We start from the raw sequence: 17809 nt of genomic DNA on the forward strand, positions 1-17809 counted from the left end.
ATAAAGTCTGTTTAACGCTCTGGAAATAGCTCATGTCTGCCACTTTCGACCCCGATCATTTGCGCGCCAGCCTGCGGCCATTGGCCGAATGGCAGCCGCTTTCGGTGGAAGCGCTGGCCTATCAGCGGTTTTACGGGCTGGATTTTCCGGGGCGAATGCTGCGCCGCGGATTGGGGCGTTTCGAGGTCGATGGCTATGAAGTGGTCAGCCAGGTCTGGTGGCCTGACCAGGCGAAGGCGACGCTGTTTATGTTCCATGGCTTCTACGACCACACCGGGCTCTACCGGCATGTGATCGAGTGGGCGCTGGATCAGGGCTTCGCAGTGATTGCCTGCGACTTGCCGGGGCATGGCCTGTCCAGTGGCGAGCGGGCGAGCATCAAGGATTTCGCCGAGTATCAGCACACCCTGGAAGGGTTGCTTGCCGAGGCGCAGTCGCTCGACCTCCCACAGCCATGGCACCTGTGCGGGCAAAGTACTGGCGGGGCGATCGTGATCGATCATGTACTTAACCACGGTGCAGACAGTCCGGCCCAGGGTCAGGTGATTCTGCTGTCACCGCTGGTTCGGCCGCGCGCCTGGGGCTGGTCGCAGCTCAGTTATTACCTGCTCAAGCCTTTCGTGAACGGCATTGCCCGGCGCTTCAGCGAGAACTCCAACGACCCTGAGTTCCTGTCGTTCCTGCAAGCCGATCCGTTGCAAGCGCTGCGACTGCCAACGGCGTGGGTCGGTGCGTTGGCGCGGTGGATCAAGCGAATCGAGGCGGCACCGAACAGTCCACGGCGACCGCTGATTGTGCAGGGGCAGTCGGACATGACGGTGGATTGGGAGCATAACCTTGAGGTGTTGAAGGCCAAGTTTGATCGGCCGCAGGTATTGATGCTGCCGGAGGCGCGGCATCATCTGGCGAATGAGACGGTTGGGTTGCGGCGGGAGTATTTCGGGTTTTTGACCAAGCGGATCAAGGGTCGGAATCTTTAGCGCAAGTGAGGGCCTCATCGCGGGCAAGTCGGTGTATCAGGCGCTAAAGATTACTGACTGAGATTCGCCGGATCCTGCCCCACCGCCAACCCCGCCCGAATGGCTGCCAGCGCTGCCTGGTAATACGCCTTGCCCTCGGTGGACTCGGCAAACGTGGCGAACTCTTCCAGTTCTTCATCCGACAGATCGCGATACACATACAACAGCGTGTTGTTCAGATCAGCACCAATCTGTTCCATCAAACGCTGGCGCTGTCCATTCAACACCCCTTGCGCCTGACCGCCACCGAGCAACCCCGGGATCATCGAACTCAGGCTGTCAGCCGCGACACCGGCGATCGCCAGGCTGACTTCCGCACCAGCCTCGCGAGCGGGCAGGGCCTGGGCCAGGTGGCCGATGATCAGCAGACGGCTGTCACTGGCCTGAATCTTCGGCAAACCCTTGGCGTTTTTCGCCAGTTGATCGCGACGGGTCGCCAGCAATTCGGCGGCGACGATTTTCTTGCCCAGGGGCGATTGAAAGAAGGTCAGCGCCGGTTGCGGATCGGCGAGGCTTTTGCGCAATTGAGCTTCGGCGCGCTGGTCCACGGCCTGGGAGGCGAAACGTTGATTGCTGTTGTTCACCAAGGCTTGAAACACCGCCGGTGGCAGGCTGTTCTGGTAGCGCTGCTGAGCGGCAGAGAGGGCGTCGTTAAAATGCGCGCGCTGATCTGGCCAACCGGCGACCTTGTACAACTGGTCGTGGCCGTCTGCCCAAGCGGGCAACACACAGAGCATCAGCAATGAAAAAAACAAACGGCGCATAGGGACTCCTGTCAGCAGGCGACTATTCTCCGTGCGGCTTTCGTACTTGTCGAGAATTCGTATCAGTAATCCGACAAATCCTCCGCCGCGCGGCTCTGTCGGATTTGCAGGCACAGGAATACTATGCGCGCCATGCAAATATCCTCTGATCACCCGCTGCTGTTACGTATCGTCGACGACCTGGCCGAGCGCGGCTGGTCGCAGCAGAATATTTTCCTGCCTCTGGGTCTGACCCGGGAACTGGCGGCTGAGTGCCGTAAACGTGCAGCTGAGGGCGAACTGGCCCCGGCGGCCGTGGGGCGAGGGCCGACGTCGGAGATTCGCGAGGGGATCCGCGGCGACCACATCCAGTGGATCGAGCCCGGCCAGGCGTTGGCGTGCGACAGTTACCTGAGCTTGATGGACAGCCTGCGCGAGGCGATGAATCGCGGGTTGTACCTGGGCCTGGAAGATTTCGAAAGCCATTTCGCTCTGTACCCGCCCGGTGCGTTTTACCTCAAGCATGTCGATCGTTTTCGGGATGACGACCGGCGCATGGTTTCGGCGGTGATCTACCTCAATGACGGCTGGCTGCCCGAGCACGGAGGCCAGTTGCGCATGTACCTGGAGGACGGCGTCGAACACGACGTTGTGCCCACTGGCGGATGCCTGGTGGTGTTTCTGTCAGGCGAGGTGCCTCACGAAGTCCTGCCCGCGACCCGGGATCGCCTGTCATTGACGGGCTGGTTCCGGCGCCGCGGTAATGAGCCGTTCTGATCATGCAGAAGATTCTGGTAAGCCGCTGCCTGCTGGGCCATCGCGTGCGTTACGACGGCGGGGCGAGCGGGCCGTTCGATCAGCTTCAACAGTGGCTCGATGAAGGTCGCGTGGTGCCGTTGTGCCCGGAGGTTGCCGGTGGTTTGCCAACACCCAGGGCCGCAGCGGAAATTCCGGGCGGGCAGGGCGGTGAAGTGCTGGATGGCCACGCCTCCGTCATCACTACCGAGGGTGAGGACGTCAGCGCCGAGTTTCTCTCGGGGGCTTATCAGGCGCTGGAGTTGGTGCGAAAGCACGGCATCCGCATCGCCGTGCTCAAGGCCAACAGCCCGTCGTGCGGGAACTTGCTGACGTATGACGGGAGCTTCAGCGGTGTGAAGGTCAGCGGCGAGGGGGTGACGGCGGCGTTGCTCAAGCGCCATGGTGTGCAAGTCTTCAGTGAGTTGGAGCTGGCCGAAGCGTCCGCTGCATTGACCGCGCAAGACTAACCACCTTCACACCCTGCAGGCTCACTCCTACAGGGTTGGTCGTCAGTCCGGGATCAGGGTTTGGGCGCCACACTCGCATCCGCCCCAAACCACTTCTGCTCCAGCGCCCCCAGTCGACCATCCGCCTTGATCCGCTTCAACGCAGCTTCCAGGCTGGCGTGAAACGCCGGGTTACCCTTCTGAAACGGAATCGCCAAATCCACAGCCGGGGCGGTTTTCGGCTTTTCTTCCGTCAGCGACTGCACCAACAGGATCGAACGCGGCTCTTCTTTCTGCGCGATCAATTGCGCATTGGTTTGAATGTAAGGCTCGGTGAAGTCGAAACGATCCTTGAGATCCGGGGTCATTGCTATGTGGTTGATGGCGATGTCGTACTTGCCGGTTTCAACGCCGGACAACAGGTCGCTGGAATCGGTCACGACGAAGTCGGCCCGCACGTCCAGTTCGTTGGCCAGCTGTTGGCCCAATTCCACTTCGAAGCCGGTGAGTTTGCCCTCGTCCTTGAAATTGAAGGGGGGTGTATTAGCCTCAAGGGCAATACGCAGTTCGCCCCGATCGTTTACATCGTCAATCAGTTCGGCATGGGCCAAAGGGCTCAAAAGGGGTAGCAGGCAGATCAGGCCAGGCAAAAAGCGCATGGTCACTCCTTTGAATACATTTATCGCGATGCTCTGATTCAGGCTCGCTTTGCTATGGTTGTCGAGGTCCTTCGACAACAAATGGCCGTGAAGTTGTCTCGGCCACGCGGATTTTACGGAAAAACTGGAGAAGAGAATGAAAACGTTTATGTCACGAGCAGCATTCGCTGGGCTGCTGCTGAGTGCTTCGATGCTGGCAACGGCTGCGACTCCGGCGCCCAAGGGTGCAGAAGTGTTTATCGTATCTCCCGCAGACGGCGCCACTGTCCCGGAAACCTTCACCGTCAAATTCGGCGTCAAGGACATCGCCCTGGCACCGGCCGGGGATGTCACCAAGAACACCGGTCACCACCACTTGCTGATCGATGTCGACAAACTGCCGGCCGCCGGCGCACCGATTCCGCTGGATGCCAACCACATGCACTTCGGCAAGGCGCAGACCCAGGCCGAAATCAAACTGGCCCCGGGCAAACACACCTTGCAGCTTGAGCTGGGCGACAGCGGACACATGCCGTTCGATCCGCCCATCGTGTCGAAGAAGATCACCGTCAACGTCAAATGACACAGTAGCGCGCATGAAAAAGGAGCCCCGAAGGGCTCCTTTTTTGTCACTCAAGTCGCTATCAGAACAACACGCGGCAACGAATAGTGCCGTTGATGTGCTGCAGTTTCTCCTGGGCGATTTCCGAGTAATCGGCGTCTACGTCGATGACCACGTAGCCGACTTTCTCGTTGGTCTGCAGGAACTGACCGGAGATGTTGATGCCGTTTTCGGCGAAGACCTTGTTGATCTCGCTCATCACACCCGGAATGTTCTGGTGGATGTGCAGCAGGCGGTGCTTGCCAGGGTGAGCCGGCAGGGCCACTTCCGGGAAGTTCACGGACGACACCGAGGTGCCGTTGTCGCTGTACTTGACCAGTTTTTCTGCCACTTCCAGACCGATGTTGGCCTGCGCCTCGGCGGTGGAACCACCGATGTGCGGGGTCAGGATCACGTTGTCCAGGCCACGCAGCGGGCTTTCGAACTCTTCGTCGTTGGAGCGTGGCTCCACCGGGAACACGTCGATGGCCGCGCCGATCAGGTGCTTGTCCTTGATCGCGTCCGCCAGGGCGTCCAGTTCGACCACGGTGCCGCGTGCGGCGTTGATCAGAATGCCGCCCTTCTTGATGGCGCGGATTTCCTTCTCGCCGATCATCCACTGGGTCGCCGCGGTTTCCGGAACGTGCAGGGTAACGATGTCGGACATGCCCAGCAGCTCGGTCAGGTTACCGACCTGGGTTGCATTGCCCAATGGCAGCTTGGTCACGGTGTCGTAGAAGTACACCTGCATGCCCAGGCCTTCCGCCAGGACCGACAATTGCGTGCCGATCGAGCCGTAACCGACGATGCCCAGCTTCTTGCCGCGGATCTCGAAGGAGTTGGCCGCGCTCTTGATCCAGCCGCCACGGTGGCAGGACGCGTTTTTCTCAGGAATGCCGCGCAGCAACAGGATCGCTTCGGCCAGCACCAGCTCGGCAACGGAGCGAGTGTTGGAGTACGGGGCGTTGAACACCGCGATGCCGCGTTCGCGCGCCGCGTTCAGGTCGACCTGGTTGGTGCCGATGCAGAAACACCCCACAGCCACGAGCTTCTTCGCGTGATCGAAGATCTCTTCGGTCAGTTGAGTGCGAGAGCGAATGCCGATGAAGTGCGCATCAGCGATCTTTTCCTTCAGCTGGGCTTCCGGCAGAGAACCAGTGAGGTACTCGATGCTGGTGTAGCCCGCCGACTTGAGGACGTCGACAGCCGATTGGTGGACGCCTTCGAGAAGAAGGAACTTGATCTTGCTCTTATCGAGAGAAGTCTTGCTCATCTGCGTAAACCTGTATCCCGGAGAAAAATGGCAGGAAATAGTCAGGGTGCCCTGTCTTATACGTACTGTTCCTTTTTGACGGCGTCTGTTGCCGTCATGCTGCGTTGCCGCTCCTCGCCATAGCGGGCTATGACTCGTCGCGGCGCCTTGCCTGACGACAACAGCCACTCGTCAAAAGAGGATCGTACGTATAAAACAGGGCACATAACGCTGACCCGGACGGCAGGAAAGCCGTCACCGCAGAATAGCCGTTGGGCACTACCCTGCGGGGTCGGTATGCTAGCATACGCACCCCGCTAAACACTCATTCCTGCGACGTGAAGCGTTCTCAGGATGACCATGAATTGTTCGAGAGTTCTGTCGATGACCAATCCTGCCCTGATTGATGAGCTGAAGACCCTGGTTGAGCCTGGCAAGGTGTTGACCGACGCCGACTCCCTGAATACTTATGGCAAGGATTGGACCAAGCATTTCGCCCCGGCCCCGACCGCCATCGTGTTCCCCAAGACCATCGAGCAGGTCCAGGCCATTGTCCGTTGGGCCAACACGCACAAGGTGGCGCTGGTGCCGTCCGGCGGTCGTACCGGTCTTTCCGCCGCTGCGGTGGCGGCCAATGGTGAAGTGGTCGTGTCGTTCGACTACATGAACCAGATTCTCGACGTGAACCTGACCGACCGCACGGCGGTGTGCCAGCCAGGCGTGGTCACCGAGCATCTGCAGAACGTGGCTGAAGAAAAAGGCCTGTATTACCCGGTGGATTTTGCGTCGGCGGGTTCGAGCCAGATTGGCGGCAATATCGGCACCAATGCCGGCGGAATCAAGGTGATTCGCTACGGCATGACCCGCAACTGGGTAGCCGGCATGAAAGTCGTCACCGGCAAGGGCGATCTGCTGGAACTGAACCGCGACCTGATCAAGAACGCCACCGGCTACGACCTGCGTCAGCTGTTCATCGGCGCCGAAGGCACCCTCGGTTTTGTCGTCGAAGCGACCATGCGCCTGGACCGCGCGCCGAAAAACCTCACCGCGATGGTCCTCGGCACCGCCGATTTCGACTCGATCATGCCGGTGCTGCACGCGTTCCAGAGCAAACTCGACCTGACCGCCTTCGAGTTCTTCTCCGACAAGGCCCTGGCCAAGGTCATGGCCCGCGGCGACGTGCCGGCGGCGTTTGAAACCGATTGCCCGTTCTACGCGCTGCTGGAATTCGAAGCGACCACCGAAGAAGTGGCCAACCACGCCCTGGAAACCTTTGAGCACTGCGTCGAGCAGGGCTGGGTGCTGGACGGCGTCATGAGCCAGAGCGAAACCCAGCTGCAGAACCTGTGGAAACTACGCGAATACATTTCCGAAACCATTTCCCACTGGACGCCATACAAGAACGACATTTCGGTCACCGTGTCGAAAGTCCCGGCATTCCTGAAGGAAATCGACGCGATTGTCGGCGAACACTACCCGGATTTCGAAATCGTCTGGTTCGGCCACATCGGCGACGGCAACCTGCACTTGAACATCCTCAAGCCGGAAAACCTGAGCAAGGACGAGTTCTTCGCCAAGTGTGCCACCGTCAACAAGTGGGTGTTCGAAACGGTCGAGAAGTACAACGGCTCGATTTCCGCCGAACACGGCGTGGGCATGACCAAGCGTGATTACTTGACCTACAGCCGCTCGCCGGTCGAGATCGAGTACATGAAAGCCGTCAAGGCGGTGTTCGACCCGAACGGCATCATGAACCCGGGCAAAATCTTCGCTGTTTGAATCAACGGAACAGGAGTCGGTAATGAGCTATCAGCACCAGTATGTCGACGGTACGCGTATTCACTTCCCGCTGGGGAAAGTGGTGTGCATCGGCCGTAACTACGCCGAACACGCCAAGGAACTGGACAATCCGGTGCCTACCGAGCCGCTGCTGTTCATCAAGCCAGGCAGTTGCGTGGTGCCGCTGGAAGGCGGTTTCAGCATTCCGACCGAGCGCGGTTCGGTGCATTACGAAGCGGAAATCGCGGTGTTGATCGGCAAGCCGTTGTCGACCAAGCCAAGCCGTGAAGAAGTGCTGGATGCGATTTCCGGTTTCGCCCCGGCCCTGGACCTGACGTTGCGCGACAAGCAGGCCGAGCTGAAATCCAAGGGCCTGCCGTGGGAAATCGCCAAGTCCTTCGACGGCGCGGCGGTGATTGCGCCGTTCGTGTCCGGCAGCACCTTTGCCGACCTGACTGACATCGGCATCCGCCTGACCATCAATGGCGAAGTGCGCCAGGATGGCAACAGCAGCGCCATGCTCAACCCGATCGTGCCGATGATCCAGCACATGGCCGGTTGCTTCTCGCTGCAGGCCGGGGACGTGATCCTGACCGGCACGCCAGTGGGCGTTGGCCCGCTGAATGTCGGTGATGAACTGGTGATCGAACTGTCCGGCGCGAGCAGTTTCACCAGCAGCGTCCGTTAACCCAAACACCGCAAAACCCTGTAGGCGTGAGCCTGCTCGCGATACCGGCCTGTCATTCGACATCTCTGTTGACTGACACGCCCTCATCGCGAGCAGGCTCGCTCCGACATCGGTTTGTGGTGGCCCGCAGAAGGGCAATCCCGCCATTTCCCGTTTTTTTCACATCTTGTCTGGATAATTCCGCGGATTCCGGCGTCTGAGCCGGTCCCAATTGTGCTATTACCCGTAGCCTGAATTTCTGGAACGCATCCTGAATGGCCACCCGACCGCTGCCCACTGTCAAAACTGCCCGCCGCTCGCGCTTTGTCATGCGTTGGTATTCCTGGCTTTTGCTGGTGGCCGTCGCCGTTTATGGCCTCGCCTTTGCGATGCATTGGGACGATCGCGGTGTGCTCTGGCTGCATGAGCGTTTTGAAAGCCCGGCCGAGCGTCAGGAAAGTATCTGGCTACCGGATTACCGCGCAGTGATCGACGCCAAGCTGCTGCCGGGCATGGAGAAGGACGAAGCGTCGGACCTGGCCTACAACCCGCACACCAAAACCCTGTTTTCGGTCATGGGCAAAAACCCGTTCCTCGTTGAGCTGACCCTGCAAGGCGATGTCCTGCGCAAGATGCCGCTGGTGGGCTGGAGCAACCCTGAAGGCCTGACCATGATGGGCAATGGTCTGCTGGCCATCGTCGATGAGCGTGAGCATATGCTCTCCATCGTCAAGGTCGATGCCGACACTCGTGAACTGAACATCGCCAACTTCCCTAAATACGACCTCGGTCCTTCGAAAGACCAGAACAAGGCCTTCGAAGCCATCGTCTATGACCCGCGCAATCAGCAAATCCTCCTGGGTGAGGAGCGTCCGCCTGCGCTGTTCAGCTGGAAAAGCGACGGCAGCCAGACCCTCAAGGGCGACAAGCAGAAACTCGCCAATGACGAACTGGACATCCGCAACCTCTCGGGACTGGCCATCGACCCGCGCACAGGCCACACCCTGGTGCTGTCCGCCGATTCCCACTTGTTGCTGGAGCTGGACGAGAAGGGCGAGCAGGTCAGCTTCATGACCTTGCTGGGCGGCTTCAACGGCTTGAAGAAGACCATTCCGCGCGCCGAAGGCGTGACCATGGACGAGGCGGGCACGCTGTACATGGTGAGTGAGCCGAACCTGTTCTACCGTTTCGAAAAGCAGAAATAGGCGCTCAGAATCCAGGCGTTGTGGTCAAAGGCAACTGGCCATTAAGCTTGAATTCATACAGGCGTGATATTTCATCCGCCTGTTTCTGTTTCCGAGCCCGCCTGAATGCGCCGACTTGCCCGTCCCAAACCCCTTATTTTGATCCTGACAGTCATTGCACTGGTCGCGCTGATTGCGGTTGGCCAATACATGCGTCTGTTCGAGCGCGCCTGGTTCAACCTGCACACCCTCTGGCAACCTTTAAGCAGCGAGTCCATCGGCCTGGATCAATACCGGGTGGAGATCGAAGCCCGGGTCATTGACGGGCTGAACGACGACGTGTCGGCGCTGACCTTCGATCCGGTGCGCAAAAGCCTGTTTACCGTCACCAACAAAAACGCCGAGCTGATCGAGCTGTCGCTGGACGGGCGGATCGTCCGACGCATTTCGCTGGTCGGCTTCGGTGATCCGGAGGCGGTGGAGTTCATCAGCGCCGACACATACGTGATCACCGATGAACGCCAGCAGCGGCTGATCAAGATTCATCTGGATAAGGACACGACGTTCCTCGACGCGGCGGACGCCGAGCAGATGACCCTCGGCGTGCACATGAGCGGCAACAAGGGTTTCGAAGGCCTGGCTTACGATTCGGTGGGCAAGCGCCTGTTCGTCGCCAAAGAGCGCGACCCGATGCTGATCTACGAAGTGCAGGGCTTCCCGCATTACAACCCGGAGAAATCCTACGCGGTGCACGTGGTCAACAACCCCAAGCGCGATGCCGGGATGTTCGTGCGAGACCTGTCGAGCCTGCAATACGACGAGCGCAGCGGCCATTTGCTGGCGCTGTCCGACGAGTCGCGGCTGATTCTGGAACTGGATGTGGACGGGCGGCCGCTGAGCACCATGTCGCTGAGCAAGGGGCGACAGGGGTTGCAGAAGACCGTGCCGCAAGCGGAAGGCATCGCCATGGATGACGATGGCACGATGTACCTGGTGAGCGAGCCGAACCTGTTCTACGTCTTCAAAAAACCAGCGCAGAACTAACAAACACCGCAAACCAATTGTAGGAGCGAAGCTTGCTCGCGAAGAGGCCGTCACATTCAACATCGCTGTCGATTGTTACGGCCTCTTCGCGAGCAAGCTTCGCTTCTGCGGGGGAGTGCGGGGTCAGGCCTTGAGGGTTTTCACGCCTTCGCTAGTGCCCAGCAGCAGCAAATCCGCCGGACGCGCCGCGAACAAACCATTGGTGACCACGCCCACAATGGCGTTGATCTGCGCCTCCAGCTCCACCGGGTTGGTGATCTGCATGTTGAACACGTCGAGGATGATGTTGCCGTTGTCGGTCAACACGCCTTCACGGTAGACCGGGTCGCCGCCGAGCTTTACCAGCTCGCGGGCCACATGGCTGCGGGCCATCGGGATCACTTCGACCGGCAGCGGGAACGCGCCGAGCACCGGCACCAGTTTGCTGGCGTCGGCGATGCAGATGAAGGTCTTGGCCACGGCCGCGACAATTTTCTCGCGGGTCAGGGCCGCGCCGCCGCCCTTGATCAAGTTCAGGTGCTCGTCGCTTTCATCGGCGCCGTCGACATAAAACTCCAGGTCGCTGACGGTGTTCAGCTCATACACCGGAATGCCGTGGCCCTTGAGGCGAGCGGCGGTGGCTTCGGAGCTGGCGACCGCGCCGTCAAACGCGCCTTTGTGCTTGGCCAGGGCGTCGATGAAGCAGTTGGCGGTGGAGCCGGTGCCGACCCCGACAATGCTCTTGTCGTCGAGTTTCGGGAGGATGAAGTCGACGGCGGCCTGAGCCACTGCCTGTTTGAGTTGATCCTGGGTCATGCGGGCTCCGAGGTGCCGAAGGAGGGAACGAAAGGCCAGCATTATAGGCTTCGGGGCAGGGAAGGTCATTGCCCGATTGGCGGGCCCCGACCTTTACCTGTAGGAGCGAGGCTTGCCCGCGAAAGCGATCATACCGCCAACATTTATGTTGGATGTGACGGCCTCTTCGCGGGCAAGCCTCGCTCCCACAGGTTCATGATCCCTTCCATGGACGGTAAAACCACCTGTTTAGTGTGGTCGTCCGGCCGAAAGCCGGGTTAGACTCCTTGGCCCTGCCCAACCCGCTCAGTGATGCTTTCCGATGCTCGAACAGTACGTCAAAAAGATCCTCACCTCGCGCGTTTATGACGTTGCCGTAGAAACCCCGTTGCAGACTGCTCGCCAGCTCTCCGAGCGGCTGGGCAATTCCATTTGGCTCAAGCGTGAAGACTTGCAGCCGGTGTTCTCGTTCAAGATTCGCGGCGCCTACAACAAGTTGACGCAGTTGAGCGATGAAGAGCGCGCTCGCGGTGTGGTCACCGCCTCGGCGGGCAACCACGCGCAGGGCCTGGCCCTGGCGGCAAAAGTGCTGGGCGTGAAAGCCACCATCGTCATGCCCAAGACCACCCCGGAAATCAAGGTCGAAGGCGTGCGCTCCCGTGGCGGCAAAGTCGTGCTGCACGGCGATTCGTTCCCGGAAGCCCTGGCCTACTCGCTCAAACTGGTCGACGAAAAAGGCTACGTCTACATTCATCCTTACGACGATCCCCACACTATTGCCGGGCAGGGCACCGTGGCGATGGAGATTCTGCGCCAGCACCCCGGGCGTCTGGATGCGATCTTCGTTCCGGTGGGCGGCGGCGGGTTGATCGCCGGGATCGCGGCGTATGTGAAATACCTGCGCCCTGAAATCAAAATCATCGGCGTCGAACCGGACGATTCCAACTGCCTGCAAGCGGCCATGGCGGCCGGCGAGCGCGTGGTGCTGCCGACCGTGGGCCTGTTCGCCGATGGTGTCGCGGTGGCGCAGATCGGTCAGCACACCTTCGATATCTGCAAAGACTACGTCGATGAAGTGATCACCGTCAGCACCGACGAAATCTGCGCGGCGATCAAGGACATCTACGACGATACCCGCTCGATCACCGAACCTGCCGGCGCCCTGGGCGTGGCCGGGATCAAGAAGTACGTCGAGCAACGCGGTGTCACCGGGCACACCTTTGTCGCCATCGATTCCGGCGCCAACGTCAACTTCGACCGCTTGCGCCACGTTGCCGAGCGCGCCGAGCTGGGCGAGGGCCGCGAAGCTATCATCGCCGTGACCATTCCCGAGAAACCGGGCAGCTTCAAGGCGTTCTGCGAAGCCATCGGCAAGCGCCAGATCACCGAATTCAACTACCGCTACAACACTGGCAGCGAAGCGCATATCTTCGTCGGCGTGCAGACGCACCCGGAAACCGACCCGCGCAGTGCGCTGATCGCCAGCCTCAGCGAGCAGGGTTTCCCGGTGCTGGACCTGACCGATAACGAACTGGCCAAGTTGCACATACGTCACATGGTCGGTGGCCGCGCGGCCCAGGTCGTCGATGAAGTGGTGCTGCGCTTTGAATTCCCGGAACGTCCGGGTGCGCTGTTCAACTTCCTCAACAAGCTCGGCGGGCGCTGGAACATCTCGATGTTCCACTACCGCAACCACGGCGCGGCGGATGGCCGTGTGGTCGCGGGCCTGCAAGTGCCTCACGACGAACGTCATCTGGTTCCTGCGGCGCTTGAGGAAATCGGTTACCCGTACTGGGATGAAAGCGACAATCCGGCCTATCAGCTGTTTCTCGGCTGAGCGGCTACGCTGATGGGCAGTCTCTAAGGAAGTCGAACAATGGAAACGTTAACCGCCCTGAAAATGGCGCACACCGCGGCGACGGCAATATTGTTGGGCTGTGCGCTGGGCTTGGGGATATGGTTTTGGCAAACGCGGCGTCGTGGTGATGCGACTGCTGCAGCGCGCACGTTGCAACGGCCTCGGGTGTTCGTTTGGCTGTTGATGGGCCTGGCGCTGCTGAGCATGCCATTCACCGGCTGGTGGATGGTGCATCTGGTGGGCTGGCCGTTGGGGCAGACGTGGTTGCTCGCGTCGAGTGTGCTTTACACCCTGGCAGCATTGGGGTGGTTCTGGTTGTTGGTGCGGCTGAACAAGCTGCGTACTGCGCCGGGCGGCAGCGGCAAGTTCACCTTTGCTCTCGCGCTGTTCAGCTTTGTCTGCTTTATCGCCATCGCGGGGTTGATGGGCGCCAAGCCGGTTTAAGGCTTGAAACCGAGGCGATCCCTTCGCGGGCAAGCCTCGCTCCTACAGGTGATGTGTCGAGTCTGTAGTCGGCTACCACCACAAATCCTGTAGGCGCGAGGCTTCCCCGCGAAAGCAATTTCAGTCGCGCAACGAAATTACCGGCCAGCCACGCTGCTCGGCCTCGGCGCGCAAATTCGGATCAGGATCGACCGCCACCGGATTCGCCACTTGCTCCAGCAACGCAAAATCATTCATCGAGTCGCTGTAGAAATAGCTGTCTTCCAGCGAATGCCCGGTCTCTTCCAGCCAACGATTCAACCGCGTGACCTTGCCTTCGCGGAAGCACGGAACATCGGTGCTGCGCCCGGTATAACGGCCATCAACCATCTCGCATTCCGTGGCGATCAGGGTTTCAACCCCCAGGCGCTGGGCAATCGGCCCGGTGACGAAGCGGTTGGTCGCGGTGATGATCACCAATTTGTCGCCAGCCTCGCGGTGCTTGGCCAGCAAATCGATAGCCTTGGGCAGCACAATCGGCTCAATGCAATCGCGCATGTAATCCAGGTGCCATTGATCCAGTGTGGCCATCTCGGTGCGGCCGAGGACTTCCAGGCAAAAGTTCAGATAAGCATCGTTATCCAGCTTGCCGGCCAGGTAATCCTGATAGAACTCGTCGTTGCGTGCCTTGTAGGCGACGGCATCGAGGAAGCCGCGCTCGCACAGGTAATCGCCCCAGGCGTGGTCACTGTCGCCGCCCAAAAGCGTGTTGTCCAAGTCGAATAAAGCCAGCCGCATTGCAGTTACTCGCTGAAAAGTCTGTAGAAAGGCGTCCAGAATACGGACTTTTCACAAGAGTGCACATAAGGTAGGTCGGCTCGTTGCTGCCTTCACAACCTTTGTGGAACAATGCGGCGACATGCGTTTGCGAGGTTGTTGCCGTGATCGACCCCGATGGTTTCCGCCCCAATGTCGGGATCATTCTCACGAATGATGCCGGACAGGTGCTATGGGCTCGCCGTATCAATCAAGATGCCTGGCAGTTTCCACAGGGCGGGATCAACCCCCAGGAGACGCCGGAAGACGCCTTGTACCGCGAGTTGAACGAAGAAGTGGGTCTTGAGCGCGAAGATGTTGAAATTCTCGCCTGCACCCGGGGCTGGTTGCGCTATCGTTTGCCGCAACGTCTGGTCAGAACACACAGCCAACCGCTGTGCATCGGCCAGAAACAGAAATGGTTTCTCCTGCGCCTGATCTCCAACGAGCAGCGGGTGCGGATGGATTTGACCGGTAAACCGGAGTTCGATGGCTGGCGCTGGGTCAGTTATTGGTATCCGTTGGGCCAGGTGGTGACATTCAAGCGCGAGGTGTATCGACGCGCTCTCAAAGAGCTTGCCCCGCGCCTTTTAACGCGCGACTGACGACGGAGTTCGACCCCGAGCCATGCTCAATACGCTGCGCAAGATCGTCCAGGAAGTTAACTCCGCCAAGGATCTCAAGGCGGCGTTGGGGATTATTGTGTTGCGCGTCAAAGAGGCCATGGGCAGCCAGGTCTGCTCGGTCTACCTGCTTGACCCCGAGACCAACCGTTTCGTGCTGATGGCGACCGAGGGCTTGAACAAGCGCTCGATCGGCAAAGTCAGCATGGCACCCAACGAAGGTCTGGTTGGCCTGGTCGGCACGCGTGAAGAACCCCTGAACCTCGAAAACGCCGCGGATCACCCGCGCTACCGCTACTTCGCCGAGACGGGCGAGGAGCGCTACGCCTCATTCCTCGGGGCGCCGATCATTCACCACCGCCGCGTCGTCGGCGTGTTGGTCATTCAGCAAAAAGAACGCCGCCAGTTCGATGAAGGTGAAGAAGCCTTCCTCGTGACCATGAGCGCGCAGCTCGCCGGCGTTATCGCCCACGCCGAAGCCACCGGTTCGATCCGTGGCCTGGGCCGTCAGGGCAAAGGCATCCAGGAAGCCAAGTTCGTCGGTGTACCGGGTTCGCCGGGTGCGGCGGTCGGGACCGCGGTGGTCATGCTGCCGCCGGCCGACCTGGACGTGGTGCCCGACAAGACCATCTCCGATATCGCCGCCGAACTCGGGCTGTTCAAGACCGCCATCGAAGGCGTTCGCGCCGACATGCGTGCCTTGTCCGCCAAATTGGCCTCGCAGCTGCGCCCCGAAGAGCGGGCCTTGTTCGACGTCTATCTGATGATGCTCGCCGACGAAGCGCTGGGCAACGAAGTGACCACGGTGATCAAGACCGGTCAGTGGGCCCAGGGTGCGTTGCGTCAGGTGGTCACCGAGCACGTCAACCGTTTCGAATTGATGGACGACGCCTACCTGCGTGAGCGCGCCTCGGACGTCAAGGACCTTGGCCGCCGTTTGCTCGCCTACTTGCAGGAAGAGCGTCAGCAGAATCTGGTCTATCCGGAAAAAACCATTCTGGTCAGTGAAGAACTGACGCCGGCCATGCTCGGCGAGGTGCCGGAAGGCACGCTGGTCGGTCTGGTCTCGGTCCTCGGTTCGGGTAACTCCCACGTCGCGATCCTCGCCCGGGCGATGGGCATCCCGACGGTGATGGGCCTGGTCGACCTGCCCTATGCCAAGGTCGACGGCATCGAATTGATCGTCGATGGTAATCGCGGCGAGGTCTACACCAACCCCAGCGACGTGCTGCGCAAGCAGTTCGCCGAAGTGGTGGAAGAAGAGAAACAGCTGGCGCTGGGTCTCGACTCTTTGCGCGACTTGCCGTGCGTGACCCTCGATGGCCACCGCATGCCGCTGTGGGTCAACACCGGTCTGCTGGCGGACGTGGCGCGAGCGCAGAAGCGTGGTGCCGAAGGGGTCGGTCTGTACCGCACCGAAGTGCCGTTCATGATCAACCAGAGGTTCCCGAGCGAAAAGGAGCAGCTGGCGATCTACCGCGAGCAACTCGCCGCGTTCCATCCGCAACCGGTCACCATGCGTAGCCTGGACATCGGCGGCGACAAGTCGCTGTCGTACTTCCCGATCAAGGAAGACAACCCGTTCCTCGGCTGGCGCGGCATTCGCGTTACCCTCGACCACCCGGAAATCTTCTTGGTGCAGACCCGCGCCATGCTCAAGGCCAGCGAAGGCTTGAACAACCTGCGGATTCTGCTGCCGATGATCTCCGGCACCCACGAACTCGAAGAAGCCCTGCACCTGATTCACCGGGCATGGGGCGAAGTCCGCGACGAAGGCACCGACGTGCCAATGCCGCCGATTGGCGTGATGATCGAGATTCCGGCGGCGGTGTATCAGACCAAGGAACTGGCGCGGCAGGTGGACTTCCTGTCGGTCGGCTCCAACGACCTGACTCAATATCTGCTCGCGGTGGACCGGAACAACCCGCGTGTAGCCGACCTTTACGATTATCTGCACCCGGCGGTGCTGCAAGCGTTGCAGAACGTGGTGCGTGATGCCCACGCCGAAGGCAAGCCTGTGAGCATTTGCGGCGAGATGGCCGGTGACCCGGCGGCGGCGGTGCTGTTGATGGCGATGGGCTTCGACAGCCTGTCGATGAACGCCACCAACCTGCCGAAAGTGAAGTGGATGCTGCGTCAGATCAACCTGAGCAAGGCCCAGGAATTGCTGGCCGAACTGATGACCATCGACAACCCGCAAGTGATCCACAGCTCGCTGCAATTGGCGCTGAAAAACCTTGGGTTGGCGCGAATGGTCAATCCGGCTGTGGTCAAGGCTCTCTAAAAGGCTGATGGCCCCTTCGCGGGCAAGCCTCGCTCCTACAGGGATTACCTGACCCTTGTAGGAGCGAGGCTTGCCCGCGAAGACGTCCTCGAACACTCCAAAAATCTAAACCCAGATCTCCACTTCCCCCAAATGCCCCCCATACGGCCCGAAACTCCGTTCGACCATCCGCCGCGTCCCATCCGCCTGCACAATCAACGCCGTACTCGCACGCGTCCCATAAGTCGGACTGGCAATAAACACACTCGACAGCAACGTCTCGGTCGCCAACCCCACCCCGGTATCCGGCAACTCGGCGAAGGGTGCGGTTTGCGGATCTTTCAGCAACGCCAGTAACGCCTCTGGCTGCGGATCCTCCAGCACTTCCTCCAGCGCCGCCCGTGCCTTGAGCAATTTCGGCCACGGCGTATCCAGCCCGGCATTCGACAGCCCATAAACCCCAGGCGCCAGCATCACCGCCTCAGACTCCCGCGCATTGAAGTGCCACAGCTCGTTGGCATTGCCGATCAGCAGATTAAATCCGGCATATTCCAGCGAACGTCCGACAACGTCGCTTAAGTAATCATCAATTGGCATATTGCCCAAGAGAAAACCCGCCACCAGCTCACCTCGGGATTTTCGCGATGGCGACTGATTCGGATCACGAATATTGGTCAGCGCAGCAAAACGCCCATTGGCACCAATACCGAGCCAGGTGCCGCCGGCTTCGAGGTCGAGACCGGCGTAGACATGCGGTGCGTGCGGCCATTGCGCCAGGGGCTGGCTGGGCCGGGCATAGAACTCGTCGCGGTTGGCCGCCACAATCAGCGGCTGGGCGTGACCCGGTCGCCAGGCAAAAACAATCAGGCACATAAGGTGGT

Annotated in this window: 18 protein-coding genes; 12 read left to right on the top strand and 6 right to left on the bottom strand. The window is 60.2% G+C overall.

Annotation, left to right across the window (positions count from 1 at the left end):
* Positions 1-32 precede the first annotated feature (32 nt).
* Positions 33-980, top strand: a complete 948-nt coding sequence (gene bipL / locus AB4N91_RS28435; protein ID WP_169857162.1) for a phospholipase BipL — start codon at positions 33-35, stop codon at positions 978-980.
* Between the two features lie 50 nt (positions 981-1030).
* Here bipL and AB4N91_RS28440 read toward each other — a convergent pair whose 3' ends face one another.
* Entirely contained in the window at positions 1031-1783 is a 753-nt protein-coding gene (locus tag AB4N91_RS28440) for a DUF2059 domain-containing protein (protein WP_010466707.1), read from the bottom strand.
* A 123-nt stretch (positions 1784-1906) separates the two neighbouring features.
* Between AB4N91_RS28440 and AB4N91_RS28445 the strand changes: the two genes are divergently transcribed.
* Both AB4N91_RS28445 and AB4N91_RS28450 read left to right on the top strand, forming a co-directional pair.
* Complete coding sequence (locus AB4N91_RS28445) at positions 1907-2539, top strand: 2OG-Fe(II) oxygenase (protein WP_042932493.1); 633 nt, start codon at positions 1907-1909, stop codon at positions 2537-2539.
* A 2-nt stretch (positions 2540-2541) separates the two neighbouring features.
* Positions 2542-3027, top strand: a complete 486-nt coding sequence (locus AB4N91_RS28450) for a 2-thiouracil desulfurase family protein (RefSeq protein WP_102594808.1) — start codon at positions 2542-2544, stop codon at positions 3025-3027.
* Positions 3028-3080: 53 nt separating this feature from the next.
* Here AB4N91_RS28450 and AB4N91_RS28455 read toward each other — a convergent pair whose 3' ends face one another.
* The gene (locus tag AB4N91_RS28455) at positions 3081-3665 is read right to left on the bottom strand and encodes a transporter substrate-binding domain-containing protein (protein ID WP_221107717.1); all 585 of its coding nucleotides are present in this window, start codon (positions 3663-3665) and stop codon (positions 3081-3083) included.
* Between the two features lie 136 nt (positions 3666-3801).
* Here AB4N91_RS28455 and AB4N91_RS28460 point away from each other — a divergent pair, with 136 nt between their 5' ends.
* A complete protein-coding gene (locus AB4N91_RS28460; RefSeq protein WP_010466714.1) occupies positions 3802-4227 on the top strand; it encodes a DUF4399 domain-containing protein in 426 nt (141 codons plus the stop codon).
* Between the two features lie 61 nt (positions 4228-4288).
* On the opposite strand, the gene serA is transcribed toward AB4N91_RS28460, so the two are convergent.
* Positions 4289-5518 (bottom strand): phosphoglycerate dehydrogenase, encoded by a 1230-nt coding sequence (gene serA / locus AB4N91_RS28465; RefSeq protein WP_010466716.1) that lies wholly within the window; start codon positions 5516-5518, stop codon positions 4289-4291.
* 363 nt (positions 5519-5881) lie between these two features.
* Here serA and AB4N91_RS28470 point away from each other — a divergent pair, with 363 nt between their 5' ends.
* The 4 genes from AB4N91_RS28470 (at position 5882) to AB4N91_RS28485 (ending at position 10171) form a co-directional block, all read left to right on the top strand.
* Positions 5882-7276 (top strand): FAD-binding oxidoreductase, encoded by a 1395-nt coding sequence (locus AB4N91_RS28470; protein WP_154913141.1) that lies wholly within the window; start codon positions 5882-5884, stop codon positions 7274-7276.
* A gap of 22 nt (positions 7277-7298) precedes the next feature.
* Entirely contained in the window at positions 7299-7964 is a 666-nt protein-coding gene (locus tag AB4N91_RS28475) for a fumarylacetoacetate hydrolase family protein (RefSeq protein ID WP_010466720.1), read from the top strand.
* 254 nt (positions 7965-8218) lie between these two features.
* The gene (locus tag AB4N91_RS28480; protein WP_154502110.1) at positions 8219-9148 is read left to right on the top strand and encodes an SdiA-regulated domain-containing protein; all 930 of its coding nucleotides are present in this window, start codon (positions 8219-8221) and stop codon (positions 9146-9148) included.
* 105 nt (positions 9149-9253) lie between these two features.
* Positions 9254-10171 (top strand): SdiA-regulated domain-containing protein, encoded by a 918-nt coding sequence (locus AB4N91_RS28485; RefSeq protein WP_010466724.1) that lies wholly within the window; start codon positions 9254-9256, stop codon positions 10169-10171.
* Between the two features lie 123 nt (positions 10172-10294).
* On the opposite strand, the gene rpiA is transcribed toward AB4N91_RS28485, so the two are convergent.
* Positions 10295-10966, bottom strand: coding sequence for a ribose-5-phosphate isomerase RpiA (gene rpiA / locus AB4N91_RS28490; RefSeq protein WP_010466726.1), 672 nt, complete (start codon positions 10964-10966; stop codon positions 10295-10297).
* 301 nt (positions 10967-11267) lie between these two features.
* On the opposite strand from rpiA, the gene ilvA reads away from it, so the two are divergent.
* Both ilvA and AB4N91_RS28500 read left to right on the top strand, forming a co-directional pair.
* On the top strand, positions 11268-12782 hold the full coding sequence (ilvA, locus tag AB4N91_RS28495) for a threonine ammonia-lyase, biosynthetic (protein ID WP_010466728.1): 1515 nt from the start codon (positions 11268-11270) through the stop codon (positions 12780-12782).
* 39 nt (positions 12783-12821) lie between these two features.
* Positions 12822-13247: a DUF2269 domain-containing protein gene (locus AB4N91_RS28500; protein ID WP_077747195.1), complete on the top strand. Its 426-nt coding sequence runs from the start codon at positions 12822-12824 to the stop codon at positions 13245-13247.
* Between the two features lie 120 nt (positions 13248-13367).
* On the opposite strand, the gene AB4N91_RS28505 is transcribed toward AB4N91_RS28500, so the two are convergent.
* Complete coding sequence (locus AB4N91_RS28505) at positions 13368-14024, bottom strand: histidinol-phosphatase (RefSeq protein ID WP_010466731.1); 657 nt, start codon at positions 14022-14024, stop codon at positions 13368-13370.
* 143 nt (positions 14025-14167) lie between these two features.
* Here AB4N91_RS28505 and AB4N91_RS28510 point away from each other — a divergent pair, with 143 nt between their 5' ends.
* Both AB4N91_RS28510 and ptsP read left to right on the top strand, forming a co-directional pair.
* Positions 14168-14647, top strand: a complete 480-nt coding sequence (locus AB4N91_RS28510; RefSeq protein ID WP_007945562.1) for an RNA pyrophosphohydrolase — start codon at positions 14168-14170, stop codon at positions 14645-14647.
* 22 nt (positions 14648-14669) lie between these two features.
* A complete protein-coding gene (gene ptsP, locus AB4N91_RS28515; protein ID WP_010466735.1) occupies positions 14670-16949 on the top strand; it encodes a phosphoenolpyruvate--protein phosphotransferase in 2280 nt (759 codons plus the stop codon).
* Between the two features lie 105 nt (positions 16950-17054).
* Here ptsP and AB4N91_RS28520 read toward each other — a convergent pair whose 3' ends face one another.
* Positions 17055-17801 carry an NRDE family protein gene (locus AB4N91_RS28520; protein WP_102595076.1) on the bottom strand — a complete coding sequence of 249 codons (747 nt, stop codon included), beginning with the start codon at positions 17799-17801 and terminating at the stop codon, positions 17055-17057.
* Positions 17802-17809 lie beyond the last annotated feature (8 nt).

It is taken from the genome of Pseudomonas sp. H3_D04, from assembly GCF_054669175.1.